Annotated in this window: 21 protein-coding genes and 1 pseudogene; 6 read left to right on the forward strand and 16 right to left on the reverse strand. The window is 73.7% G+C overall.

Annotated features, from left to right (window positions below):
• Positions 1-83: 83 nt before the first annotated feature.
• A complete protein-coding gene (locus tag ACFV6I_RS20060) occupies positions 84-566 on the reverse strand; it encodes a hypothetical protein (RefSeq protein WP_063349062.1) in 483 nt (160 codons plus the stop codon).
• A gap of 144 nt (positions 567-710) precedes the next feature.
• On the opposite strand from ACFV6I_RS20060, the pseudogene ACFV6I_RS20065 reads away from it, so the two are divergent.
• Positions 711-791, forward strand: a pseudogene (locus ACFV6I_RS20065) (PhzF family phenazine biosynthesis protein); the annotation flags it as partial.
• A 5-nt stretch (positions 792-796) separates the two neighbouring features.
• On the opposite strand, the gene ACFV6I_RS20070 reads toward ACFV6I_RS20065, so the two are convergent.
• The 4 genes from ACFV6I_RS20070 to ACFV6I_RS20085 all read right to left on the reverse strand — a co-directional run bounded on the left by ACFV6I_RS20070 (position 797) and on the right by ACFV6I_RS20085 (position 4,209).
• A complete protein-coding gene (locus tag ACFV6I_RS20070; protein WP_079135831.1) occupies positions 797-1,408 on the reverse strand; it encodes a VanZ family protein in 612 nt (203 codons plus the stop codon).
• Between the two features lie 141 nt (positions 1,409-1,549).
• Complete coding sequence (locus tag ACFV6I_RS20075) at positions 1,550-1,864, reverse strand: hypothetical protein (protein WP_363369413.1); 315 nt, start codon at positions 1,862-1,864, stop codon at positions 1,550-1,552.
• The gene (locus tag ACFV6I_RS20080) at positions 1,861-3,405 is read right to left on the reverse strand and encodes an ATP-binding protein (protein WP_380370251.1); all 1,545 of its coding nucleotides are present in this window, start codon (positions 3,403-3,405) and stop codon (positions 1,861-1,863) included. The genes ACFV6I_RS20075 and ACFV6I_RS20080 overlap by 4 nt, the downstream gene beginning before the upstream one ends.
• Before the next feature lie 126 nt (positions 3,406-3,531).
• Positions 3,532-4,209 carry a response regulator transcription factor gene (locus tag ACFV6I_RS20085; RefSeq protein WP_063349065.1) on the reverse strand — a complete coding sequence of 226 codons (678 nt, stop codon included), beginning with the start codon at positions 4,207-4,209 and terminating at the stop codon, positions 3,532-3,534.
• Between the two features lie 591 nt (positions 4,210-4,800).
• On the opposite strand from ACFV6I_RS20085, the gene ACFV6I_RS20090 reads away from it, so the two are divergent.
• Positions 4,801-5,463: a SigE family RNA polymerase sigma factor gene (locus ACFV6I_RS20090; protein WP_107453068.1), complete on the forward strand. Its 663-nt coding sequence runs from the start codon at positions 4,801-4,803 to the stop codon at positions 5,461-5,463.
• A gap of 278 nt (positions 5,464-5,741) precedes the next feature.
• Here the strand turns inward: ACFV6I_RS20090 and ACFV6I_RS20095 are convergent, their stop codons facing one another.
• The 4 genes from ACFV6I_RS20095 to deoC all read right to left on the reverse strand — a co-directional run bounded on the left by ACFV6I_RS20095 (position 5,742) and on the right by deoC (position 9,989).
• Complete coding sequence (locus ACFV6I_RS20095) at positions 5,742-6,380, reverse strand: ATP-binding protein (protein WP_380336031.1); 639 nt, start codon at positions 6,378-6,380, stop codon at positions 5,742-5,744.
• A gap of 246 nt (positions 6,381-6,626) precedes the next feature.
• A complete protein-coding gene (locus ACFV6I_RS20100) occupies positions 6,627-7,529 on the reverse strand; it encodes an aldehyde dehydrogenase family protein (protein WP_380426695.1) in 903 nt (300 codons plus the stop codon).
• Complete coding sequence (locus tag ACFV6I_RS20105; RefSeq protein ID WP_363369190.1) at positions 7,522-8,997, reverse strand: aldehyde dehydrogenase family protein; 1,476 nt, start codon at positions 8,995-8,997, stop codon at positions 7,522-7,524. The genes ACFV6I_RS20100 and ACFV6I_RS20105 overlap by 8 nt, the downstream gene beginning before the upstream one ends.
• A 5-nt stretch (positions 8,998-9,002) precedes the next feature.
• Positions 9,003-9,989: a deoxyribose-phosphate aldolase gene (gene deoC, locus ACFV6I_RS20110; protein WP_079135833.1), complete on the reverse strand. Its 987-nt coding sequence runs from the start codon at positions 9,987-9,989 to the stop codon at positions 9,003-9,005.
• Between the two features lie 207 nt (positions 9,990-10,196).
• On the opposite strand from deoC, the gene ACFV6I_RS20115 reads away from it, so the two are divergent.
• A complete protein-coding gene (locus tag ACFV6I_RS20115) occupies positions 10,197-10,871 on the forward strand; it encodes a PH domain-containing protein (protein WP_063349070.1) in 675 nt (224 codons plus the stop codon).
• A gap of 63 nt (positions 10,872-10,934) precedes the next feature.
• Here the strand turns inward: ACFV6I_RS20115 and ACFV6I_RS20120 are convergent, their stop codons facing one another.
• The 6 genes from ACFV6I_RS20120 to ACFV6I_RS20145 form a co-directional block, all read right to left on the reverse strand.
• Positions 10,935-12,659 (reverse strand): phospho-sugar mutase, encoded by a 1,725-nt coding sequence (locus ACFV6I_RS20120; protein WP_380426697.1) that lies wholly within the window; start codon positions 12,657-12,659, stop codon positions 10,935-10,937.
• Between the two features lie 193 nt (positions 12,660-12,852).
• Positions 12,853-13,674, reverse strand: coding sequence for a purine-nucleoside phosphorylase (locus ACFV6I_RS20125; RefSeq protein WP_063349072.1), 822 nt, complete (start codon positions 13,672-13,674; stop codon positions 12,853-12,855).
• A gap of 199 nt (positions 13,675-13,873) precedes the next feature.
• Entirely contained in the window at positions 13,874-14,959 is a 1,086-nt protein-coding gene (locus ACFV6I_RS20130) for an NlpC/P60 family protein (RefSeq protein WP_380426699.1), read from the reverse strand.
• 60 nt (positions 14,960-15,019) lie between these two features.
• Positions 15,020-15,502 (reverse strand): poly-gamma-glutamate biosynthesis protein PgsC/CapC, encoded by a 483-nt coding sequence (locus tag ACFV6I_RS20135; RefSeq protein WP_063349074.1) that lies wholly within the window; start codon positions 15,500-15,502, stop codon positions 15,020-15,022.
• Positions 15,499-16,848, reverse strand: coding sequence for a poly-gamma-glutamate synthase PgsB (gene pgsB / locus ACFV6I_RS20140; RefSeq protein WP_380426701.1), 1,350 nt, complete (start codon positions 16,846-16,848; stop codon positions 15,499-15,501). Before pgsB ends, ACFV6I_RS20135 begins: the two co-directional genes overlap by 4 nt.
• 21 nt (positions 16,849-16,869) lie before the next feature.
• Entirely contained in the window at positions 16,870-19,110 is a 2,241-nt protein-coding gene (locus ACFV6I_RS20145) for a HAMP domain-containing protein (RefSeq protein WP_380426703.1), read from the reverse strand.
• A gap of 246 nt (positions 19,111-19,356) precedes the next feature.
• Here ACFV6I_RS20145 and ACFV6I_RS20150 point away from each other — a divergent pair, with 246 nt between their 5' ends.
• The gene (locus tag ACFV6I_RS20150; protein ID WP_380426705.1) at positions 19,357-20,349 is read left to right on the forward strand and encodes a hypothetical protein; all 993 of its coding nucleotides are present in this window, start codon (positions 19,357-19,359) and stop codon (positions 20,347-20,349) included.
• 4 nt (positions 20,350-20,353) lie between these two features.
• On the opposite strand, the gene ACFV6I_RS20155 is transcribed toward ACFV6I_RS20150, so the two are convergent.
• Positions 20,354-20,791, reverse strand: a complete 438-nt coding sequence (locus ACFV6I_RS20155) for a gamma-glutamylcyclotransferase (protein WP_063349076.1) — start codon at positions 20,789-20,791, stop codon at positions 20,354-20,356.
• 99 nt (positions 20,792-20,890) lie between these two features.
• Here ACFV6I_RS20155 and ACFV6I_RS20160 point away from each other — a divergent pair, with 99 nt between their 5' ends.
• Both ACFV6I_RS20160 and ACFV6I_RS20165 read left to right on the forward strand, forming a co-directional pair.
• The gene (locus ACFV6I_RS20160) at positions 20,891-22,339 is read left to right on the forward strand and encodes an NAD(P)H-quinone dehydrogenase (protein ID WP_063349077.1); all 1,449 of its coding nucleotides are present in this window, start codon (positions 20,891-20,893) and stop codon (positions 22,337-22,339) included.
• Between the two features lie 200 nt (positions 22,340-22,539).
• The coding region (locus ACFV6I_RS20165; protein ID WP_380426707.1) for a DeoR/GlpR family DNA-binding transcription regulator at positions 22,540-23,485 on the forward strand (946 nt) is incomplete at its 3' end.

Here is a 23,485-nt window from a genome sequence, read left to right on the forward strand (position 1 = left end):
CCCCACTAACAGCCCCCGGGGGGGGGGGGGGGCCAGGCCCTCCACCCCCCCCCCCCGCCCGCCGGCGGCGAATCAGCAGGCGGCTACTGCGCCTGCCCGGACTGCCCGGCCGGCGGCACCGGCTGCGCGTACGGGTTGTCCGGCACGGGCTGCGCCGGCGGAGCGTACGGCGCACCCTGCGGCGCGGCGCCCTGCGGCGGGACGGGCTGGCCGTACGGCGCCGCCTGCGGGGCGTTGGGGTCGTACGGCGCCGGCTGCGGGGCCGGCTGCTGGTTCTTGGCGTTGCCGCGCTCGACGATCGCCTTCACGGAGCTGGCGATCAGCGCGATCGGGAGGATGAACGCCTTGAGGAAGATTTCGTACCGGCCGCCTTCGAAGACGAACGCGAGGTAGTAGGCGTACCCCAGGAATCCGAGGCCGGCGAGGACGTTGAGGATTCGCCAGCCGACCTTCAGGCCGCTACCGGGATTGACCGCTCCGAGGACCAGCATGGCGGCACCGCTGATCGCGAGCGCGACGACGTACCAGGAGAAAAGCGGCTCGGCGCTGAAATTGAGATTGTTCAAGGGGGGATTCCTGTGGGACGGGGGATAAGACGGTGAAGCCTTTGGGGCGACAGCGCAGGTTACCGGAGGCGGCCGACATTCGGCGTCGCCTTTTCATCACGGAGTCGTCGCACCCCGACGGAACGGCAATTGACGGGGTGGGAAATGACTGACTATGAGGTGCTGCGGGTCTTTTGCGGCCCCGGCGGCGAGTGCGGGAACGCACTCGCCGTGGTGCGGGAGGGCGGGCCTCAGCGGGTGGGGGGCGTGGGCTCGGCGTAGGCGCGGGCGCGCGCGACCGGCGGGCCGACCAGGGTGGTCACCTTCGGCGCGGGCGCGGCCCCGGACGCGGGCACCGGCATCCGGACCCGCGGCCGCCGGTCGCGCAGCAGCCGCCGCAGGCCGGGGACGAGGGCCAGGTGGGTGATGGCCACCCCGATCACGGCGAGCAGTATGTGGTCGACGTTGAGGACGTGCCCGGGCGTCCAGGAGGAGAGGAACTCCAGGCCGGTCGCCAGCAGGGCGGAGGCGCCGGTGGTGCGTAGGAAGGACGGCAGCCAGGGGGCCCGCAGCCGGCCGCCGGCCAGCGGGAGCAGCACGCCGAGCGGGGCCAGCAGGAGGAATTCGCCGACCACCTGCCAGCCGGTGGAGGAGCGGAGGGAGGCCAGCGGCGTCAGGTTGGTGTCGTACACCCAGGGAACCGGCAGCGGCCTCAGCACCACCAGCCAGAGGACGAGGGCCAGGTGGCAGGTCAGGCCCGCCAGTCCGGCTGTTCGAAGGGGACGGTGGACGGCCGCCGCCGGCCGGTTCCTGGTCCGTGCGCCGGAACGCTCGTCGCGTGTCCTGGTGCCATCTCGCTGCACGGGGGGAAGGACGTGGGCCGGTGGCGCGGTGGTTCCCCCCGGGCGTGAACATTCCGGGGCGCGCCCCCGGTCGCCCCGCCGCCCCGGGGCCGAACGGCGGGGCGACAGGCAGACAGGCAGACGGACGACGGGCAGGCGGGGCTACCGGCAGGGTGCCGCGGTCGGCACCGCGCCGAACACGTTGTCGGCCGGCGGGGTGGCGGGCACCACCGTGGGCGACGGGCTCGGGCTCACACCGGCCTTGGCGGCGCCGCGGGCCGGCGGGGTCGGCGTGGGCGCCGACGGCGTGGCCAGGGCGGTCGGTATGTGCGGGGCGGTCGGGCAGGCCGTCCGGCTGGCCGGGGCGCCCGCGTCCACCGGGACGGCGGTCGGCCGGATGCCGCAGCCGGAGGCGAGCGCGAGCAGCAGCAGGGCGCCGGCGGTGCGGCGCAGGGCGGTGCGGGTGGGGGCGGTCACGTGGCGTCCTTGTCCTGGGCGGAGTCGCCGACGGGGCCGTCACCGGTCTCGCCCTCGTTCGGCGGAGGCGGCGGGGCCAGCGGCAGCGTCAGCGTGAACACCGCCCCGACCTCCCCGTTCGCCGCCGTGATCGTGCCCCCGTGGATCTGTGCGTTGGCCATCGCGATCGACAGCCCCAGGCCGCTGCCCTCCGAGCGGGCCCGTCCCCGGTCCGCCTTGTAGAACCGGTCGAAGACGTGCGGCAGCACGTCCTCGGGGATGCCCGGGCCGCTGTCGGAGACCTCGATGACGACCGAGCCCGCGGTCTGCCGGACCTTGACCCGCACCGGGGAGCCGCCGTGCTTGAGCGCGTTGCCGATCAGGTTGGCGAAGACCACGTCGAGCCGGCGCGGGTCGACCACGGCCAGGATGCCGCGCGGGGCGTCCAGTTCGACGGCGTCGTACCAGGCCCGGCCGTCGATGCAGGACATGATCAGGTCGGCCATGTCCACCTCGTCGGCGACGAGCTTGGCGGTGCCGGCGTCGAAGCGGGTCACCTCCATCAGGTTCTCCACCAGGTCGGACAGCCGCCGCGTCTCGCTGACCACGAGCCGTACGGCCGGCGCGATCATCGGGTCCAGCGACTCGGCCTCGTCCTCCAGGATGTCGGTGACGGCGGTCATCGCGGTCAGCGGCGTGCGCAGCTCGTGCGACATGTCGGCGACGAACCGCCGGCTCTGCGCCTCGCGCGCGCTCAGCTCCTCGACCTGCTCGTGCAGCGACTCCGCGGCCCGGTTGAACGTCCTCGCCAGGTCCGCGAGTTCGTCCCCGCCCTCGACCTCCAGCCGGGTGTCCAGGTGTCCCTGGCCGAGCCGTCGGGCGGCGTCGCCGAGCCGCTTGACCGGCCGCAGCACGGTCGACGAGGCGGCCTGGGCGAGCAGCGCCGAGCCGATCAGAGCGAGCAGCGTGGCGATGGCCAGCGACCAGCCCAGCGTGTTGAGGTCCTTGCGTTCGTTCTCCAGCGACTTGAACATGTACGCCGTCGGGCCGGTCGGCACCACCTTGGTGCCGCCGATCAGGAACGGCTGGCCCGCCAGGTTCTGCCGCTGCCAGTACAGGTGGTACGGGTACGGGTTGTTCTCGGTGACCTCGCGCTGCCGGGCGACGGTGGACTGCAGCGCCGCCGGGACGTCGGCCAGCGTGAACTGCCCCGGGTCGGAGGAGGCCGTGCACTCCGGGTGCGCCGGGTCGGCCACGACCACGTCGTAACTCAGCCCGGAGCTGGCGACGGTGGACGCGAGCGCGGTCAGGTCCGGGCAGCTCGCGTTCAGCGGCAGCTCGGAGACGTTGCGGCTGAGCGAGACCCGGAAGTCGTTGAGCGCGGTGTCCTGGGCGCGCTTGAGCACCGCGTCGCGGTTCAGCCAGTAGGCGATGCCGGAGGCCGAGACGGCGGCGAGCAGCGCGACCGCCGCGAACACCGCGATCAGCCGTACCCGCAGGGAGCGCAGCCTGCGCCACGGGCCCGCGGCGAAGCGGCGGGCCGTCGTCTGATGATCAGTCACAAGAGCCTGTCGTCGTACGGAAGTTCAGGGGGTTCAGGAATTTCGGGCGGCCCAGGCGGATCGGGCGGGCGGCAAACAGGAGGACGGGAAGCAGGAGGACGGCAGGCAGGAGGACGGGAGCGGAACTCAGGCCGGCGGGTCCAGCCGGTAGCCCACCCCGCGGACGGTGCGGATCAGGGTCGGCGCGGACGGCACGTCCTCGACCTTCGCCCGCAGCCGCTGCACGCAGGCGTCCACCAGACGGGAGTCACCCAGGTAGTCGTGCTCCCAGACCAGCCGCAGCAGCTGCTGGCGGGAGAGCGCCTGGCCGGGGCGGCGGCTGAGTTCCAGGAGCAGCCGCAGCTCGGTCGGGGTGAGCTGGAGGTCCTGCCCGTCCTTGGTGACGGTCATCGCCGCCCGGTCGATCACCACGGTGCCGTACGCGGAGGAGTCGGAGCTCTCCCGCTCGCCGCGCCGCAGCACGGCCCGGATCCGGGCGTCCAGGACCCGCGGCTGCACCGGCTTGACCACGTAGTCGTCGGCGCCGGACTCCAGGCCGACCACCACGTCGATGTCGTCCGAACGGGCGGTCAGCAGGATGATCGGCAGCTGGTCGGTGCGGCGGATGCGGCGGCAGACTTCGAAGCCGTCGATTCCGGGCAGCATGACGTCCAGCACGATCAGGTCGGGCCGCTGCTCCTTGAAGAGCCTCAGACCGTCCTCGCCGGAGGCGGCGGTGGCCACACGGTGGCCCTGGCGGGTGAGGGCGAGTTCGAGGCCGGTCCGGATGGCGTCGTCGTCCTCGATCAGAAGGAGGAAAGGCACGGCCCCATTTTGGCCCACTCGAAGCGTCGAATCACCCCCAGGACCGGTCACCGACCGTATGGGAACCGGAAGGAGCACTACCGGCGTCCGGTACGGAGGGAGGCGGACCGGGACGAAAGGCCCGCCCCTGTGACACCCCTGTGACAGTCGGCGGACAGCGTCATCACAACCGGCGGGCAAGATTTTCCATGTCGCCGCAGGACAGCGGGCCAACCCGGCCGGCTGGAAGGCGGCAACAGGAACCGCTCGTACCGACCCAGGGGGCGCACGATGAACGCCATGCTTCAGACCCGGACCAACCCGGCTGTCCGCACCGCGCGTTCGTCAGCCACCGCCCCGCGGACCCGGTACGAGGTCAGGACCGACGAGAACTCCGGTGCCGTGACCGTACGGGGGTGCGCGCACAGCACCGGTGGAAACCCTGTCGCCCGCCGGGTGAGCGGCGGCGCCAGGACGGGGGAGCTGTTCGGGATCGGCCGGGTGGGGAACGCGGCCGACTCCGGCAACACCCTCACGCTGCGGGGGATCCTCCCCGTCCGCGTCGAGGGCAAGGACGCTCCGGCGGGGAACCGGGGCGTCGGCGGGAACGGTCTGCGGACGGTCGGCTCGGGGGAGTCGGCCGGCCGCGAGGCCGCCGGTGCGACGCTGCTGCAGCTGAACCCGGCGGCGGCCCGCACCACCGAGGCGGGACGGGCGGACGCGCAGGGGGAGCACCCGGCCGTCGCGGAGGACCACATCACGGAGTTCACCGCGTACGTGCGTGAGCGCCGCGCCTCCCTGTACGCCACGGCGTACCACCTCACCGGTGACCGCTACGAGGCCGAGGACCTGCTGCAGAGCGCGCTCTTCAGCACCTACCGGGCCTGGGGCCGGATCACCGACAAGGCCGCGGTCGGCGGGTACCTCCGCCGCACCATGACCAACCTGCACATCTCTGCCTGGCGGCGCCGCAAGGTCAACGAGTACCCGACCGAGGAGCTGCCGGAGACGGCCGGCGACACCGACGCGATGGGCGGCACCGAGCTGCGCACCGTGCTCTGGCAGGCGCTGGCGAAGCTTCCGGAGAACCAGCGCACCATGCTGGTGCTGCGGTACTACGAGGGCAAGACCGACCCGGAGATCGCCGACGTGCTGGGGATCAGCGTCGGCACGGTCAAGAGCAGCATCTGGCGGGCGCTGCGCCGGCTGCGCGAGGACGAGCACCTGAACAAGTCGGGCGACACCGTCCGGGCGTTCGGCGAGCTGGTCGCCTGACGCGGACGCGGGTGACGCGAAGGAGTGGAACTCCCGTCGGGGGACGGGTAGCGGACGGTCGCGGTGCGTGGACGCCGGCTCGGGGGAGCGGTGAACACGGGGAGCCCGACGGCCGTTCGGGGAAGGCGACGGGCCCGGTGCGGGGGAGACGCACCGGGCCCGTCGTTCTTCGTGTCTTCGTTCCGCGTCGAGCCCCCGCCCGGAGCCGGCCCACCCGAACGGAGGACGGCCCCAACGGAGGACGGCTCAAACGGAGCACGGCCCCAACGGAGGGCGGCTCAGACGGAGGACAGCTCCCGCCGCCCGGCCGCGGCACGGATCCGGCGCTCGGCCTCGGCCCCGGCGCACGGGTGGGAGCCCAGGGTGACCTGCCGCCCGACGATGGAGCGCTCGGCGCGCATCAGCCGCCAGCCGCGGCGCAGCAGCACCGGCAGCGACTTGCGGCCCTCCCGGACGTCCCGGCGCAGCCGGCGCCAGGCCGTGGTGAGCGCGCCGTTGCGCAGGCACAGGGCATCGCCGAGCAGGCCCTCGGCGGCGCACTCGGCGGTGATCTCGGCGGCGAAGATGCCCTCGGCGATGAACGCGGGGGCGCCGTCCAGCTCCAGGGCGCGGGTGGCGATCCGGCCGTTGTCCGGGATCGAGTACACCGGGACGTCGGCGCGGCCGGTCTCGTAGAGGCTGCGGATCGCGGCGACCGCCTGGTCGCGGTGCCAGGCGAGCGGGGAGTCCCAGTCGACCGCGCCGTCGGGCAGCAGCGGCAGGGTGGGGTCGTCCCCGTCCTTGTAGAAGTCGTCCAGTTGCAGGACCGGCAGCCCGCTGCGCTCGGCGAGCGAGGACTTCCCGGAGCCGGAGGGGCCGGACAGCAGGACGACCCGGGCGTGGGTCGTCGGCACAGGATTCAGCGGGTCGTCACTCACGGGACACCAGTCTGACGCATCCGGGCCCGATGCCGAAACCCGTCGGATCACACCTTCTGCGGGCCCCGCGGATCGGCGAGCCGGAGGACGGCGGCGAAACGGCGTCGAAACGGCACGGAAAGGCGACGGACCCGCGCCAGGGGGGGAGAGGCGCGGGTCCGTCCAATGACCGTCCGGGCCCTGGGGGGGAGAGGGCACTGGGGACGGCCAGTCTGTGGAGTTGTTACTCGGTGGTCGACGGGGCGGTCAGATCCCCATCGGGTGCCAGACCGTCTTCGTCTCCAGGAACGAGAGTAGCCGGTCGGTACCGGGCGCATTGGTCCAGTCCTGGGCGAACGGGTCCAGCTCCGGACGGACCACCCTCTTCAGGGTATCCGCGGCGGCCGCTTCCAGCGCCTGCGGCGCGCCGGGGCCGTCGGCGGCGATCGCGCCGGTGAGGTCCACCGCGTTGACGTCCTGGTGCGAGGCCAGGGTGGGCGCGATGTCGGCGGTCCTGCCCGAGATGATGTTGACCACGCCGCCGGGGACGTCCGAGGTGGCGAGCACCTCGCCCAGCGACAGGGCCGGCAGCGGGGCGTCCGCGGCGGCCGCGACCACGACCGTGTTGCCGGTGGCGATCGCCGGGGCGATCACCGAGACCAGGCCGAGCAGCGAGTGCCCGTACCCGGCCTGCGGGGCGACGATCCCGACCACGCCGGTCGGCTCCGGGGTGGAGAGGTTGAAGAAGGGGCCGGCGACCGGGTTGGCGCCGCCCGCGATCTGGGCGACCTTGTCCGTCCAGCCCGCGTACCAGATCCAGCGGTCGATCGCGGCGTCCACCAGCGCGGCGGCCTTCTTCGGGCCGATGCCCTCGGCGGCCGAGACCTCGGCGGCGAACTGCTCGCGGCGGCCCTGCAGCATCTCGGCCACCCGGTACAGCACCTGGCCGCGGTTGTACGCGGTGGTGCCGGCCCAGCCCTTGACCGCCGCGCGGGCGGCCAGGACGGCGTCGCGGGCGTCCTTGCGGGTGCCCAGCGGAGCGTTGGCGAGCCACTGGCCCTTGGCGTCCGTCACCTCGTACACCCGCCCGCTCTCGGAGCGCGGGAACTTCCCGCCGACGTACAGCTTGTAGGTCTTGAGGACGTCAAGACGCGTCGCGACATCAGACATCGAGGTAGGCCTCCAGACCGTGGCGGCCACCCTCGCGGCCGTAACCCGACTCCTTGTAGCCGCCGAACGGCGAGGTCGGGTCGAACTTGTTGAAGGTGTTGGCCCAGACCACGCCGGCCTTGAGCCGGCTCGCCGTCCACAGGATGCGCGAGCCCTTCTCCGTCCAGATGCCGGCGGAGAGGCCGTACGGGGTGTTGTTGGCCTTCGCGACCGCCTCGTCGGGGGTGCGGAAGGTCAGCACCGACAGGACCGGGCCGAAGATCTCCTCCTGGGCGATCCGGTGGGCCTGGCTGACGCCGGTGAACAGGGTCGGCTTGAACCAGAAGCCGGTGCCCGGGAGTTCGCACTCGGGCGACCAGCGGTCCGCGCCCTCGGCCTCGCCGGCGTCGGTCAGCTCGGTGATCCGGGCCAGCTGGGCGGCGGAGTTGATGGCGCCGATGTCGGTGTTCTTGTCCAGCGGGTCGCCGACCCGCAGGGTGGACATCCGGCGCTTCAGGGCGTCCAGCAGCTCGTCCTGGATCGACTCCTGGACCAGCAGGCGCGAGCCCGCGCAGCAGACGTGGCCCTGGTTGAAGAAGATGCCGTTGACGATGCCCTCGACCGCCTGGTCGATCGGCGCGTCGTCGAAGACGATGTTCGCGGCCTTGCCGCCCAGCTCCAGCGACAGCTTCTTGCGGCTGCCGGCCAGCTGCCTGGCGATCGCCTTGCCGACCGGGGTGGAGCCGGTGAAGGCGACCTTGTTGACGTCCGGGTGCGCGGTGAGCGCGGCGCCGGTGCGGCCGTCGCCGGTGACGATGTTGACGACGCCCTTCGGCAGACCGGCCTGGCGGCAGATCTCGGCGAAGCGCAGGGCCGTCAGCGGGGTGGTCTCGGCCGGCTTGAGGACGACGGTGTTGCCGGTCGCCAGGGCGGGCGCGATCTTCCACGCCAGCATCATCAGCGGGAAGTTCCACGGGATGACCTGGCCGGCCACGCCCAGCGGGCGCGGGTTCGGGCCGAAGCCCGCGTAGTCCAGCTTGTCCGCCCAGCCGGCGTAGTAGAAGAACCACGCGGCGACGGTCGGGATGTCGAAGTCGCGGGTCTCGCGGATCGGCTTGCCGTTGTCGATCGACTCCAGGACGGCCAGCTCGCGGCTGCGCTCCTGGATGATCCGGGCGATCCGGAACAGGTACTTGCCGCGCTCGCTGCCCGGCAGCGCCGACCAGTCGGCGAAGGCCTTGCGGGCGGCGGCGACCGCGCGGTCCACGTCCTCGTCGGTGCCCTGGGCGAACTCGGCGAGCACCTGCTCGGTGGCCGGGTTGACCGTCTTCAGGGCCTCGCTGCCGGAGGAGTCGACGAACTCGCCGCCGATGAAGTGGCCGTAGGAGGTGGCGATGTCGCCCGCGGCGGCGGGGGACTCCGGGGCCGGGGCGTAGGCGAAGAGGCCGGAGGCCTTCGCGGGCTCCTCGATGTTCTTCTTCTTGGCCATGGTGATCAGTCCACCGTCACGTAGTCGGGGCCGGAGTAGCGTCCGGTGGTGAGCTTCTGGCGCTGCATCAGCAGGTCGTTGAGCAGGCTGGAGGCGCCGAAGCGGAACCAGTGCGGGCTCAGCCAGTCGTCGCCGAGGGTCTCGTTGACCATCACCAGGTACTTCATGGCGTCCTTGGTGGTCTTGATCCCACCGGCGGGCTTCACGCCGACCTGGACGCCGGTCTGCGCCTTGAAGTCGCGGACCGCCTCCAGCATCAGCAGGGTGACCGGCGGGGTCGCGTTGACGGCGACCTTGCCGGTGGAGGTCTTGATGAAGTCGGCGCCGGCCAGCATCGCCAGCCAGGAGACGCGGCGCACGTTGTCGTACGTCTGCAGCTCGCCGGTCTCGAAGATCACCTTGAGGTGGGCGCTGGTGCCGTCCGGGCGCTTGCACGCCTCCTTGACGGCGACGATCTCGTTGAAGACGTCGTAGTAGCGGCCGGAGAGGAAGGCTCCCCGGTCGATCACCATGTCGATCTCGTCGGCGCCCGCGGCGACCGCGTCGGCGGTGTCGGCGAGCTTCACCGGGAGGGCGGCGCGGCCGGCCGGGAAGGCGGTGGCCACCGAGGCGACCTGGATGTCGGTGCCCCGCAGGGCGTCCTTCGCGGTGGCGACCATGTCCGGGTAGACGCAGATGGCGGCGACGCGGGGGGTGGTCGGGTCGGTCGGGTCGGGGGTCCTGCCCTTGGCGCACAGGGCGCGCACCTTGCCGACCGTGTCCGCGCCTTCCAGCGTGGTCAGGTCGATCATCGAGATCGACAGGTCGATGGCGTACGCCTTCGCCGTGGTCTTGATCGAGCGGGTACCGAGGGTGGCGGCACGCGCCTCAAGGCCGACCTGGTCGACGCCGGGCAGGCCGTGCAGGAAGCGGCGGAGCGAGGCCTCGGACGCCGCAACGTCCTGAAGGCCGCTGCCCGCAACGCCGAGGGCATTGGCTGCAACAGTGGACATAGTCACCAGAGCAGCATATCTACGCGCGTAGTCGACCGCTAGGGGGCCTGCCTTTCGTGGCCGGACCGAGACCTCGGGGGAGGCGGAGGGGCGGCAGGGGGCGTGTACACGCGGGAGGCGCGGCGACCGGCGACCGGGTGGTCCGGGGGCGGCATTCGATGCCGGACCGAGACCTCTCCGTGGGGGGCATGGGGCAGAATCGACGGCATGACCGATTCCCACGGCAAGCCCCGCAAGGGTTCCGCCGCCCCCGACGGGGATCCCGCGTACGCGGACCGCGTGTACCGCTCTGTCCCCGGTGTGATCTCCGGAGTGCTGCTGCTGGCCGTCGCCGCCTGGCTGATCGGCGACGCGGTGCTGAACGGGACGGGGAAGACGCCGTACGTCTCGCTCGCGGCGGTACCGCTGTTCGCCTTCCCGGTGATCGCCTACACGCTGCGCCCGGCGGTGCTGGCGGACAGCAGCCGGCTGCTGGTGCGCAACCCGTGGCGGACCATCACCGCGCCGTGGGCCTCGGTGGACGCGCTGCGCGCGGGGTACTCGGTCGAGCTGCTGGCCGGGGGCAAGAAGTACCAGGTGTGGGCGGTGCCGGTGTCGCTGCGGCAGCGCAAGCGGGCGACCCGGGCCCAGCAGCGCGGCGGCGCCGAGCACGCCTCCCGGATGGGGATGGTGTTCGGTCGCCAGACCAACCCGGTGGTGCAGGGCTCGCCCGACCCGACCCGCGCCTGGTCCGACCAGGTGACCAACGTGCTCCAGGAGATGGCCGAGCGCAACGCCCGCCGCCCCGACGCGGCCGGCCCGGTCGAGGTGGCGTGGTGCTGGTGGGTGATCGCGCCGACGCTGGCCGGCCTGGCCGCGCTGATCACGGTGATCGCGGTCTGAGCCGAAGCACGCGAGGGGCCCGCCGGTACGCGACCGGCGGGCCCCTTCTCGTACGGGCGGGCGTCAGACGGCGATGCCCGCGGCCTCGGCCAGGTCGCGCTTGACCGCTTCGAGCAGCTCGGCGGCCCGCTCGCGGGTGGCGGTGAGGTCGGCGGCGGTGGCGACCGGGAGGACGACCTCCAGGTAGCACTTGAGCTTGGGCTCGGTGCCGGACGGGCGGACCACGATGCGGGCCGAGCGGACGGCCTCGCCGGCCAGGTAGTAGCGCAGGCCATCGGTGGGCGGCAGCTCGGCGGAGCCCGCCGACAGGTCGTCCGCACGGGTGACCCGGAGGCCGGCCAGGACGGTCGGCGGCTGCTCGCGCAGCCGGCGCATGGCGTCGGCGATCAGCGAGAGGTCCTGCACGCGGACGGACAGCTGGTCGGTGGCGTGCAGGCCGTGCTCCAGCGCCAGGTCGTCCAGCAGGTCGGTCAGGGTGCGGCCGGACGTCTTGAGGGTGGCGGCCAGTTCGGCGACGAGCAGGGCGGCGGTGATGCCGTCCTTGTCCCGGACGCCCTGCGGGTCGACGCAGTAGCCGAGCGCCTCCTCGTAGCCGTAGCGCAGGCCCTCGGCGCGGGAGAGCCACTTGAAGCCGGTCAGCGTCTCGGCGTAGCCCAGGCCGGCGGCCTCGGCGATCCGGCCCAGCAGGGTGGCGGAGACGATGGTGGTGGCGAAGACGCCCTCGGCCTTCTTGGCGACCAGGGCCGCGCCGAGCAGCGCGCCGACCTCGTCGCCGCGCAGCATCCGCCAGCCGGAGGTGCCGTTGCCGCTGCCGGCCGCGTTGGCGAGGACCGGGACGGCCACCGCGCAGCGGTCGGCGTCCGGGTCGTTGGCGATCACGATGTCGGGGCCGACCGAGGCGGCGGTGCGGAAGGCGAGGTCCATCGCCCCCGGCTCCTCCGGGTTGGGGAAGGCCACGGTCGGGAAGTCCGGGTCGGGCTCGGCCTGCTCGGCGACGACGGTGGGCGCCGGGAAGCCGGCCCGGCGGAAGGCGGCGACCAGGGTGTCGCGGCCGACGCCGTGCATCGGGGTGTAGACGACGTCGAGGTTGCGCGGGCTGTGCTCGTCGACGATCGAGACGGCCCGGGCCAGGTAGGCCTCGATGACGTCCTCGCCGAGCACCTCCCAGCCGTCCTCGGCGCGCGGGACGTCGTGGAGCGAACTGATCGCGTCGATCTCGGCGGCGATCCCGGCGTCGGCTGGCGGGACGATCTGCGAGCCGTCGCCCAGGTAGACCTTGTAGCCGTTGTCCTGCGGCGGGTTGTGGCTGGCGGTCACGGTGACGCCGGCGGCCGCGCCCAGGTGGCGGACGGCGAAGGCGAGCACCGGGGTCGGCAGCGGGCGCGGCAGCAGCGCGGCGCGCAGGCCGGCGCCGACCACCACGGCGGCGGTGTCCCGGGCGAAGTCGTAGGACTTGTGGCGGGCGTCGTAGCCGATCACGACCAGGTCGCCCAGGTTCTGCTGCTTGACGTAGGCGACCAGGCCGGCGGCGGCCCGGATCACCACGGCGCGGTTCATCCGCATCGGGCCCGCGCCCAGTTCGCCGCGCAGGCCGGCGGTGCCGAACTGGAGCCGGTCGGCGAAGCGCTCGGCGAGGTCCGACCAGGCGAGCTTGCCGTCCGTCTCGGCCGCCGGGTCCTCGGCCCGGGCGAGCAGGGCCGTCAGCTCCTCGCGGGTCTGCGGGTCGGGGTCCTCGGCCAGCCACGTTCGGGCCCGGGCGAGGAGGTCGGTGGTGGTTGCCTGCGTCATGGCTGCCTGCTCCATCGGGAAGTGCGTCGGTTGGTCGGCCGGAGGGTTCCGCAAAGAAGGGGTGGGCACATGCGGACGGGGCCCGCGGGGCGTGATCAGGGGATCACGGCCGCCCGAGGGCCCCGTCGCTCATGATTGTGCGCCTAGGCCCTGTCCGCCCGCCAAGACCGGCCGGACAGGGCCTGGCCGGGCGTCAGATCCGCTCAAGGACCTTCGCGAGCAGCTCGCCCATGCGCTCGGCGGAGGCCTTGCCGGCCTCCAGCACCTCGGCGTGGTTGAGCGGCTCGCCGGTGATGCCGGCGGCCAGGTTGGTGACCAGCGAGATGCCGAGCACCTCGGAGCCGGCCTCGCGGGCGGCGATGGCCTCCAGGGTGGTGGACATGCCGACCAGCTCGCCGCCGATCACCCGGGCCATGTTGACCTCGGCCGGGGTCTCGTAGTGCGGGCCGCGGAACTGGACGTAGACGGCCTCGTCCAGGCTCGGGTCCACCTCGTGGCAGAGCGCGCGCAGGCGCTTGGAGTACAGGTCGGTGAGGTCGACGAAGTTCGCGCCGACGATCGGGGAGTCCGCAGTCAGGTTGATGTGGTCGCTGATCAGGACCGGCTGGCCGGGGACCCAGCCCTCGCGCAGACCGCCGCAGCCGTTGGTCAGCACGATGATGCCGCAGCCGGCCGCGGCGGCGGTGCGCACGCCGTGGACGACGGTGGCCACGCCGTGGCCCTCGTAGTAGTGGTTGCGGCCGAGGAAGATCAGGGCGCGCTTGTCGCCGATCTTCACCGAGCGGATCGTGCCGGCGTGGCCGGCGACGGCGGGGGCGGGGAAGCCCGGGAGCTCGGTGACCGGGAACTCGGCCACGGTCTCGCCCAGGGCGTCGGCGGCCGGCACCCAGCCGGAGCCCATCACCAGGGCGACGTCGTGCCGCTCGGCACCGGTCAGCTCGCGCAGGCGCTCGGCGGCGGCCTGGGCGGCGGCGTAGGGGTCGGCGGAGACGACCGACTGAGGAGATGCGTTCACGGCTCCGAGGATAGACGGGATTCGACTACGCGCGTAGAAAATCCGGCGCGGCATGCCGGATCGTTACCCGGTTGACCCGAAAGCACAGCTCGGTGGCGCCTTTCGGGTGACGTCGCTCGTCGGTACGTACAAGTCGGTGCGGGGTCGGTGCGAGGTCGGTGCGGGGTCGAACCGCAGGCGGTGCGGGCCGGGCCCGGGTTCAGAGCCGCTTCGCGCTGCGCAGCCCCTTCGCGTACAGGCCGTTGTCGTCCAGCCGCGCGGTGCCGCCCTTGTCGCCGAAGGTCGGGCCGTCCGCCTCCTCCCGGCTGGAGATGTACCGGGGGTGGCCGTCGGTGTCCAGGCCCAGATAGATGCCGGTGTGGTCGAGCCGGGCGCCGGTGCGGGCGTCGATCTCGAAGAACACCAGGTCGCCGGGCTGGAGCGGGTCGATCGAGGCCGGCCGCAGGGTGGTGTCCGAGCCCGGCGCGGTGGTCAGCGGCAGCACCGGGACGCCCGGGCCGACCCGGGCCAGGCCGTTGGCGCTGCGCGGCAGGCCGGGGCCGGCCACGTCCTTGGAGAGCAGCGGGTAACCGGAGCGGTAGCCGTAGACCATCCGGACGTACCCGGAGCAGTCGAAGGCGCCGTAGCGCGTCTTGTCCGGCTGTTTGGCCACCTTGTCGGCGAACGTGTACGGAACGCCGAGGTAGTCGAGGAAGTCGGTCTGCTCCAGCCGCAGGTCGTTGCCCACCGAACCGTTCGGGTTGAGCGGGCCGAAGGAGGCGTCGCCCTTGAACCGCACGCCCTTGGCGTCCTTCTCCGGCGCCGCGCCGGCCAGGTACTGGGTGGCCGCCGCCAGCACGTCGTCCGCGGTGGAGCCGAGCGACTGCTGGAACCAGGTGCGGAACCAGCCCTCCTGCTCGGCGCCCGGCCGCCACGGCTGCGGCATCAGCCGGACCCAGGTGTCGGTCACCACGGTGGCCGTGGTGGTGCCCGGCTCGGCGAAGGTGCGGCTCGGGCCGGCCAGGACGGCGGTGCGGGCGCTGTCGGTCAGGGTGGCGACCACGCCGCCGCGGGCGTCCCGGACCACCGTGCGGTCGGGTCCGCCCAGCCGCTCGTAGCGGTACTCGGCGGCGGTGCCCTGGGCGGGGCTCGGCACGGCGGCGCTGGTGATCAGCGGCGCGCCGCCGCCCGGGTCCGACGGCCGGTCGTGGTCGCGGTCGCGCAGCTGGACGGTGAGGTAGCCGCTGGCGGCCAGCAGGGCCACGGCGAGGCCGCCGCTGAGCAGGGACTTGCGGGTGACGGGCATCGGGGGGTCTTCCTGGGGGTTCCTGCGGGGATTCCTGGCGGGGGTTCCTGAACGGGGGGATCAGGTGCCGGGCAGGGCGCCGAGCAGGACGCCGGCGGTGAGCACCACGTAGTTGGCGAGCGTCACCGTGCTGGTGGCCATCAGGGTGGCCGCCCTGGGCTGGCGGACCAGCTGGTAGGCGATCAGGCCGGGGACGATGAACCCGAGCGTCTGGTTGGCGTACAGGGTGGGCAGTTCGCGCTGGAGGACCAGCATCACGGTGGCCTGCAGCAGCACGCCGATCAGCACCACGGCGGCGAACAGCCGCTTGCCGTACAGGATCACCAGCTTCTGGACCACCCGGGTGGCGAGGTAGGTCAGCACCGTCACGCCGATCACGATGGCCACCCGCTGGAGGTCCTCGACCAGGGTGAGGGCCAGCCAGCCGGGGGTGATCATGCCGCCGGGGGAGAGGTTGGTGGTCAGGTAGCAGACGAGCGAGAAGACCAGGCCGAGCGCGATGCCGATGGCGGCGATCTCGGGGGTGAGCTCGGTGGGGATCACTGCTGGTCTCCGTGGTGGGGGGTGTGGTGGTGGGGCTCGAACCAGGAGTCGGGGAGCGGTTCGGGGTGGTGGACGGGCTGGTACGCGGAGTCGTACACCGGCTCGGGGTAGAGCGGTTCGGGCTCGTGGTACGGGAGTTCGGGGGCGTCGGGCGCGTCCGGGGCCTCGTCGGGGGCGAGCCGGGCCAGCTCCTCCAGGAACAGTTCGCCCTGGCCGTGGATGTTGCCGACGGCCACCAGCGAGGAGTCCGGCCCGAGTTCGGCCAGCAGTTCGGCGGTGAGCCGGGCCGGGTCGCGCCTGTCGCCGCCGAGGTCGACCACCCGGCCGGACCACCCGGCGGGGATGCCGTCCCGGGCGCTCCTGGTGGGGTGGCCGATCAGGAACACGGCGTCCGGGTCGAGCTCGGGCACGATCTGGCCCATCTGGCCGTTGCGCTCCACCCGGTCCGGGCGGCAGTTGATCACCACGTTGAGCGGGCGGTGGATCGCGCCCAGGCCCTCCAGCTGGCGGACGTTCATCAGCGTGGACTCGGGGTCGTTGGCGGCGAAGACGTTGGCGAAGCGCAGCCGCTTGCCGTCCTCGGTGCGGTAGCGCTCGACGGACAGCACGCCCGGGTCCGGCGGGGCCGCCCACATGCCCTGCAGCGCGGTCCGCCGCTCCACGCCGAGGAGTTCGGCGACGGCCAGGGCGATCGCCACGTTCTCCTTGAAGGTGAACCAGCTGAACCCGCGCAGCTCCTCGTCGGTGACCGACTCCGGGTCCACCACGATCAGTTCGCAGTCGCGGCGGGCCGCCTCCGCGCGCAGGATGTGCGCGCGCTCCTGCTCGGCGGTGACGCACACCCCGCCGACCGGCATCGAGCGGGACAGCGAGCGGGCGACGTCGTCCAGGGTCGGGCCCATCTCGGCGAGGTGGTCCTCGCGGACGTTGCACAGCACGCCGATGGTGGAGCGGATCAGCTTGGTCTGGTTGACCTCCTGGAGCGCCGGCATGACGGCCATGCACTCGATCACCAGGGCGTCCGGCCGGTAGGTGGCGGCGCGGCGGACGATGCCGATCTGCTCGACCACGTTGGCGATGCCGAACTTGCGGTAGACCGGCTCCTCGGTGGCGTCCGGATGGATGAACCGGGCCGCCGTGCCGGTGGTCTTGGCGACCGTCACCAGCCCGCCGCCGCGCAGCGCGCCCGCGCAGAGCCGGGTGATCGAGCTCTTGCCGCGGATGCCGTTGACCAGCACCCGGGTCGGGATCTGTTCCAGCGCGGCGAAGTGCCGGCGCTGCTCGACGATGCCGGCCACCAGCAGCACGGCGCAGCACACCAGCAGCACGACGTAGAGGAAGAGCACGGGAGGTCCTTCGGGCAGGGCTCAGCGGGCGTGCGCGGGCACGGGGACGGACGCGGGGGCGGCGGTGCGGCGGGGGCGGGCCGGTTCCTGACGGACCAGCTCCTGGCGGATCAGCTCCAGGCTCCGGGCGACGGCGCCGACCTCGTCATGGTGGACGGGGTAGAGCACCGTCCGGCGGTCCCCGGCGGCCAGCGCCTCGGCGCTCGCCGCGAGCCGGCGCAGCGGCAGGCCGACCGCGATGAACAGCCAGCCGAGGCAGAGCGCGGCCGCGGCCAGGCCGAGCATGCCGGCCAGCACGGCCCGCCGGTCGGCCCGGTTCTCGTCCAGGTGCAGCCAGGCCACCGGGTGGGCGGTGACCACCGACCAGCCCAGCTTGGCCACGCTGCCGTTGCCGCCGAGCGGGGCGGCGGCGAACAGCGCCGGGTCGCCGCCGCCGCGCAGCACCTCGGCGGCGGCCGACTTCCTCGCCTGGGCCAGCAGGGCCCTGGCGCGGCCCTCGGGCAGCTCGCCGAAGGAGCTGTAGCCCTCGTTGGCGGCGAGCACCCGCTGCCGGTCGTCGACCAGCCAGACCCGGCCGAGGCCGGGGCGGACCAGCAGCCCGCTGAGGAAGTCCGTCTTGAACTCGCCGATCAGCACGGGCCCGGGCGGCTCGGCGGCGCCCTCCGCCTCCGCGTCGGCGGGGGCGGAGGTGAGGGCCGCGCGGGCGGCGATCCGGGGCTCCCGGCCGGAGCTGTTGAGCAGCAGCACGCCGCTCGCGCCGAGGGCCTGCGGGCCGGTGCGGTGCGGGGCGTCGCCGGCGTGCGCGAGGACCTCGCCGTTCGCGCCGAGGACGTACAGCGCGCGGTAGCGGTCGTGCTCGGCGAGGGTGGCGCGCAGCAGGGCGTCGGCCTTGCCGACGGAGGCGCCGGCGAGTTCGGGGGCGAGCGAACGCAGGTCCGCGTAGCCCTCGTTGAGCGCCTGGCGGATCCGGTCGGCGGCGGTGTCGGTGCGGTCGCGCTGGCCCGCCACCACCTGGGTGGGGACCCGTACGGTCGGGTCGTTGCCGCCCAGGAACAGCAGCGGGCCGGACCAGCCGAGCACCAGGACGGCGCACAGCGCCAGCGGCAGCGCGGTGCCGGGGCGGCGCTTCGGCGCGGCGGGAGCCGGCGGGCGGGCCGGGTCGAGGAGTTGCAGCCGCAGCTCCTCCAGGGCGCGGGCGATCCGGCCGGCCTCCCTCCGCTTCGGGCCGCGGACCGGCAGGTCGAGCCGTTCGCCGCGGGTGAGCCGGCGGGACTCCAGGAACAGCCGCAGCAGCGGCCGCTGGAGGCTGCGGCTCAGGTACCACGCGAGCAGCAGGGCCAGGGCGAGCAGCGCGCCGGCGGCGGCCAGGCCGAGCGCGGGGTGGCGCAGGCTGCCGGGCTTGCCGTCGACGGTGCTGGTGGAGACCACGGTCAGGCCGAGCGGGGCGGCCGGGTCGTGCCCGCCCGCGGCGGCGACGGCGGCGTAGCCGGCGACCCGGCGCACGCCCTTGGCGTCCGGGCTGCCGGCCAGGCTGCCGGCGGCCGTCCCGCCGGGGGCCGGGCGCTCGCGGGCGGCGCGCTCCCGGGCGCCGGTGACCACGGCGCGGTCGGCCTCGGCGCCGAGTTCGGCGCCGGTGCTGTCCAGGACGGCGCCGGCGGCGTCGAGGACCTGGATGGTCTGTTCCTTGCGGGTCGCGATGCCGGGCAGCCGCAGGTTGTCGGAGGCGACCAGCAGGGCGCGGCCGTCGGTCTTGGTGGCGACCAGGGCGAAGGTGAGCAGCCGGGTGCCGGCGGCGGAGGGCACCAGGACGGGCGCGGGCGCGGTGTCGGTGACCCGGCTGAGGTCGAGGCCGGCCAGCGGCACGGTCTCGCCGCGGGCGGCGAGCAGCCTGCCGGTGTCGGGGCGGACCACCGCCGTGCCGCGCCACTTGTGGTACGCCTGGCCGAGCGCGGACAGCACCGCGGCCGGCTCGGCGGGCGCGGCGTCGTAGCGGGCGGCGGCCCGGCGCAGGTCGGTGGCGCTCTCGTGCAGCCCGGCGCGCAGCGAGGCCGCGGTGTCCTCGGCGGCGTACTGGTGGGACTCCCGGACGGCCTGCGGGGTGTCGTCGACGCGCAGCCCGCCGACGGCGAGCGCGGTGATGGCGGCGACGGCGAGCAGCAGCACCAGCAGCAGCGCGATGGGCGGGCGGATGCCTCCCAGCAGCGGCATGTCGGCCCGGCGGCGATAGCGGTGCTGTCGCGGCGGGTTGGGTGCCGTGCTCACGGGGCCTCGTTCTTCTCGGGGCTCGGCGCACCTGTCCCCGGGAGGTCCGCCGGCCTTCTCGTCGGTCAAGCACTGATCAAGAGTTGGTCAAGCCGGAACAGCGTACGAAGGAGATTTCGAAAAGTTGTCACGTTCCGGTGTCGATCGGATGCCGCTTAGGGATCTCTTTCCGCGAACCAGGCGTGGTGCGCGGCCCCGGGCGGCCCCCGGTGGTCCGCGGCGGGCGGCACGGTAGGTTCGACGGCCATGGAGACTCGGGGTTCGCGACGCCCGTTGCTGCTGTCGGCGGCGGTGCTGCTGGTGCTGGCGGCGCTCGCGGCGGTGCTGACGCTGGCCGTGCGCGGCTCCGACGAGCGGCCGTCGGCGGCGGGCGCTGCGGCGGGCGCCCCGGCGGGCCGGAGCGGACCGACCGGGCCCGCCCCGGTGGACCTGGCGGCCCTGGTCGACGGGTACACCGCCGGGTTCACCCCGGGCGGCCCGTACACCGCGCCGGACGCCGGGCAGCGCCGGGCGATCGCCGACGGCGTGCTCGGCGCGCTGGACGGGCAGGCCGAGCAGGCCGGGCGCTCGCTGGCGCGGGTCGGCTACCGGCTCACCGAGTTCACCGAGGCGGCGACCGGCCGCCGGGTGGCGGAGATCGCCGACGGCACGGACGCCGAGGGCCGTGGCTGGGGCCGGGTCTACCTGGACCTCTCGGCCCGGACGGGCTGGTCCGTGCAGGTGCCCCACCCGGTCTCGGACGCCCGTACCGAGGCGCTCGGGGTGGACCTCTTCCGGGCCGCGCCGGGCGGGGTGCTGGTGCTCGCCGGGGCGCACCGCCGGGCCGGGGCGGACGGCGCCTCGGACGTCGCGCACCGCGCCGACACGGTCTTCGCGGCGGTGGTCGAGGCGCTCACCGGGCGCGGCCTGCCCGGCATCCAGGTGCACGGCTTCGACGAGGGCAGCCTGCCCGGGCAGGACGCGGTGGTCTCCAGCGGCGCCGGCCAGCCGGGCCCGGCCGCCGAGCTGACCGCCACCCGGCGGGGGACGCCCGGGGAAGCGCCCAGACCCGCCTGGGGGGTGAGATGGGGGCCGAGCGGGGGCACCACCAACGTCGAGGGCCGGTTCGCGGCCGGGCTCGGCGTGCCGTGGCTGCACGTCGAGCTGGGCAACGGGCTGCGCACCGAGCCGGCCCGCCGCGCGGCGGTGGCCGGGGTGCTGGCGCAGACGGCCCGCGGCTGGGCCGCCGGCCAGGGCTAGCGGGCTAGCAGGGGCGGCGGCGCAGGTCCATCACGTAGTCGTGCGGGGCGCCGGCGCTCTCCGCGGCGTCGGCGACCAGGCCGAGGTAGCGGGCCGCGGGCAGGCCGCCCTCGTAGTCGTTGAGCACGTACGTCCAGACCGGGGTGTCGCCGTCCAGGGTCTGCGCGCGCAGTTTGATCTTGCGGTAGATGCCGAGCTGGACGCCCTCCCAGCGGTCCAGGCCCTCCTCGTCCATCGGCGCGACGTCGTACAGCGAGACGAAGACCTGGTCCTTCCCGTCCTCGACGACGGTGGCCAACGAGCCCTCCCAGCCGAGCTGTTCACCGCCGAAGGTGAGCCGCCAGCCGTCCAGCCACCCGGTGCCGCGCAGTGGTGAGTGCGGGGCGCGGCGGGTCATCTGCCGTGCATCGAGGTTGGTGGCATACGCGGCGTAAAGGGGCATGGGGGGAAGACTAGCCCGGTGGATGGACGGTCCGCGGCGACTGGGCGATCGCACAGAAGCCCGGACCCCGGCGTGGCGGCGTTCCCGGCGTGCGGGACAATGGTGCACGTGACTCGGATCGTGATCATCGGTGGCGGACCCGGCGGCTACGAGGCTGCGCTGGTGGCCGCGCAGCTCGGCGCGGAGGTGACCGTCGTCGACCGCGACGGTCTGGGCGGATCGGCGGTGCTCACCGACTGCGTGCCGTCGAAGACCCTGATCGCGACCGCGGAGGTGATGACCACCTTCGACAGCTCGTACGAGGAGCTGGGCATCACCGTCGCGCAGGACGAGGCCGCGGACGCGGCCAAGGTCATCGGCGTGGACCTGGGCAAGGTCAACCGCCGTGTGAAGCGGCTGGCGATCGCGCAGTCCCACGACATCACCCAGTCGGTCACCCGGGCCGGGGTCACCGTGCTGCGCGGCCGCGGCCGGCTCGGCGGCGGCGGGCAGGCGGTGGACGGCTCCCGCGAGGTGCTGGTGGACGCGCCGGACGGCACCGTCCAGTCGCTGCGCGCCGACGCGGTGCTGATCGCCACCGGCGCCCACCCCCGCGAGCTGCCGGACGCCCAGCCGGACGGCGAGCGGATCCTCACCTGGACCCAGGTGTACGACCTGGAGGAGCTGCCCCGCGAGCTGATCGTGGTTGGCTCCGGTGTGACCGGCGCGGAGTTCGCGGGTGCCTACCAGGCGCTCGGCTCCAAGGTCACCCTGGTCTCCTCGCGCGACCGGGTGCTGCCGGGCGAGGACCCGGACGCCGCCGAGGTGCTGGAGGACGTCTTCCGTCGCCGCGGCATGAACGTGATGGGCCGCTCGCGCGCCGAGAGCGTCAAGCGGATCGGCGACCGGGTCGAGGTGGCCCTCGCCGACGGCAAGGTGATCGAGGGCACGCACTGCCTGATGGCGGTCGGCTCGATCCCCAACACCGCGCAGATGGGCCTGGAGGAGGCCGGGGTCAAGCTCAACGACTGGGGCCAGATCCAGGTCGACCGGGTCTCCCGCACCAGCGCCCCGGGCGTCTACGCGGCCGGCGACTGCACCGGCGTCTTCATGCTCGCCTCGGTGGCGGCCATGCAGGGCCGGATCGCGATGTACCACGCGCTCGGCGACGCGGTGCAGCCGCTGAACCTGAAGACCGTCGCCTCCAACGTCTTCACCGACCCGGAGATCGCCACCGTCGGCTACACCGCGGCCGATGTGGAGTGCGGCAAGATGGACGCGGTCGTGGTCAAGCTGCCGCTGCGCGGCAACCCGCGGGCGAAGATGCAGGGCATCCGGGACGGCTTCGTGAAGCTGTTCTGCCGCCCGGGCACCGGCATCGTGGTGGGCGGCGTGGTCGTCGCCCCGCGGGCCAGCGAGCTCATCCACCCGATCGCGCTCGCGGTGGACGCCAATCTGACCGTCGAACAGGTGGCCAGCGCCTTCACCGTCTACCCGTCGGTCTCCGGCTCGACCGCCGAGGCCGCCCGGCAGCTGCACATCCGCAAGCGGGTCGAGAGCGAATCCTGAACCTCCGGCGCACAGTTGAGGGCGGCTGCCGATCGGCGGCCGCCTTTTGCGCAGGAGTGATCGTCACCCGGACGGCGGGCGCAGTCCCGGGCTGCTGACGGCGCGTATTGTACGGTCACGCGCCGCTCTTGCGTGAGCAATTCCAGCTACTAGCTGCAAACGCCTGAAAGCAGACGGTCACGCAGGTTACCGTCGGTTCTGTGTTTGCAGCAGAACGTCGCCAGTTGATCCTCGAAATGGTGCGCGCCAACGGAGCGGTCTCGCTCCGGGAGTTGGCCCGCGTCGTCCAGACCTCCGAAGTGACCGTGCGCCGCGACGTACGGGCACTGGAGGCAGAAGGGCTCCTCGACCGCCGGCACGGCGGCGCGGTGCTCCCCGGCGGCTTCAGCCGCGAACCCGGCTACCCGCAGAAGACCCACCTCTCCGCGGCGGAGAAGAGCGCCATCGCCGACCTCGCCGCCGGCCTGGTGGAGGAGGGGGACGCGGTGGTGGTCGGCGCCGGCACCACCACCCAGGAGCTGGCCCGCAGGCTGGCCAGGGTGCCCGGCCTCACCGTGGTCACCAACTCGCTGTTGGTCGCCCAGGCGCTGGCGCACGCCAACCGGGTGGAGGTGGTGATGACCGGCGGCACCCTGCGGGGTTCCAACTACGCGCTGGTCGGCAGCGGTGCCGAGCAGTCCCTGCACGGGCTGAGGGTCTCCAAGGCCTTCATCTCCGGCAGCGGGCTGACCGCCGAGCGGGGCCTGTCCACCGCCAACATGCTGTCCGCGAGCGTGGACCGGGCGCTGGTGCAGTCGGCCAACGAGGTCATCGTCCTCGCCGACCACACCAAGCTCGGCGCGGACTCCATGTTCCAGACCGTGCCCACCGAGAACATCACCCGGCTGGTCACGGACGAGCAGGCGACCGCCGACGACGGCACCGCCCGGCAACTCGACGCGATCGCCGACTGCGGGGTGCAGATCGACCTGGCGCCGCTCGGCGCTGCCCCCACCGGGGACGCCCCGGTGCACGGCACCGGCAGCGGGCCCGTCCACCAGACCCAGCCCGGCCCGCTGGCGCGCCGCCCCGCCCCGCCCCCCGGCGGCGCCCCGCTGCCCGGCCAGCGCCGGCCGGGCGGCCGCGCGCGGGCGGGGGGGGGGGGGG

It is taken from the genome of Kitasatospora sp. NPDC059803, from assembly GCF_042732255.1.
Classification (GTDB): domain Bacteria; phylum Actinomycetota; class Actinomycetes; order Streptomycetales; family Streptomycetaceae; genus Kitasatospora.

Excerpts from the sequence above, each read along its gene's own strand:
- ACFV6I_RS20100 (WP_380426695.1), bottom strand. The coding sequence starts at position 7,529 with ATGTCTGATGTCGCGACGCGTCTTGACGTCCTCAAGACCTACAAGCTG.
- ACFV6I_RS20105 (WP_363369190.1), bottom strand. The coding sequence starts at position 8,997 with ATGGCCAAGAAGAAGAACATCGAGGAGCCCGCGAAGGCCTCCGGCCTC.
- deoC (WP_079135833.1), bottom strand. The coding sequence starts at position 9,989 with ATGTCCACTGTTGCAGCCAATGCCCTCGGCGTTGCGGGCAGCGGCCTT.
- ACFV6I_RS20115 (WP_063349070.1), top strand. The coding sequence starts at position 10,197 with ATGACCGATTCCCACGGCAAGCCCCGCAAGGGTTCCGCCGCCCCCGAC.
- ACFV6I_RS20120 (WP_380426697.1), bottom strand. The coding sequence starts at position 12,659 with ATGACGCAGGCAACCACCACCGACCTCCTCGCCCGGGCCCGAACGTGG.
- ACFV6I_RS20130 (WP_380426699.1), bottom strand. The coding sequence starts at position 14,959 with ATGCCCGTCACCCGCAAGTCCCTGCTCAGCGGCGGCCTCGCCGTGGCC.
- ACFV6I_RS20150 (WP_380426705.1), top strand. The coding sequence starts at position 19,357 with ATGGAGACTCGGGGTTCGCGACGCCCGTTGCTGCTGTCGGCGGCGGTG.
- ACFV6I_RS20155 (WP_063349076.1), bottom strand. The coding sequence starts at position 20,791 with ATGCCCCTTTACGCCGCGTATGCCACCAACCTCGATGCACGGCAGATG.
- ACFV6I_RS20160 (WP_063349077.1), top strand. The coding sequence starts at position 20,891 with ATGGTGCACGTGACTCGGATCGTGATCATCGGTGGCGGACCCGGCGGC.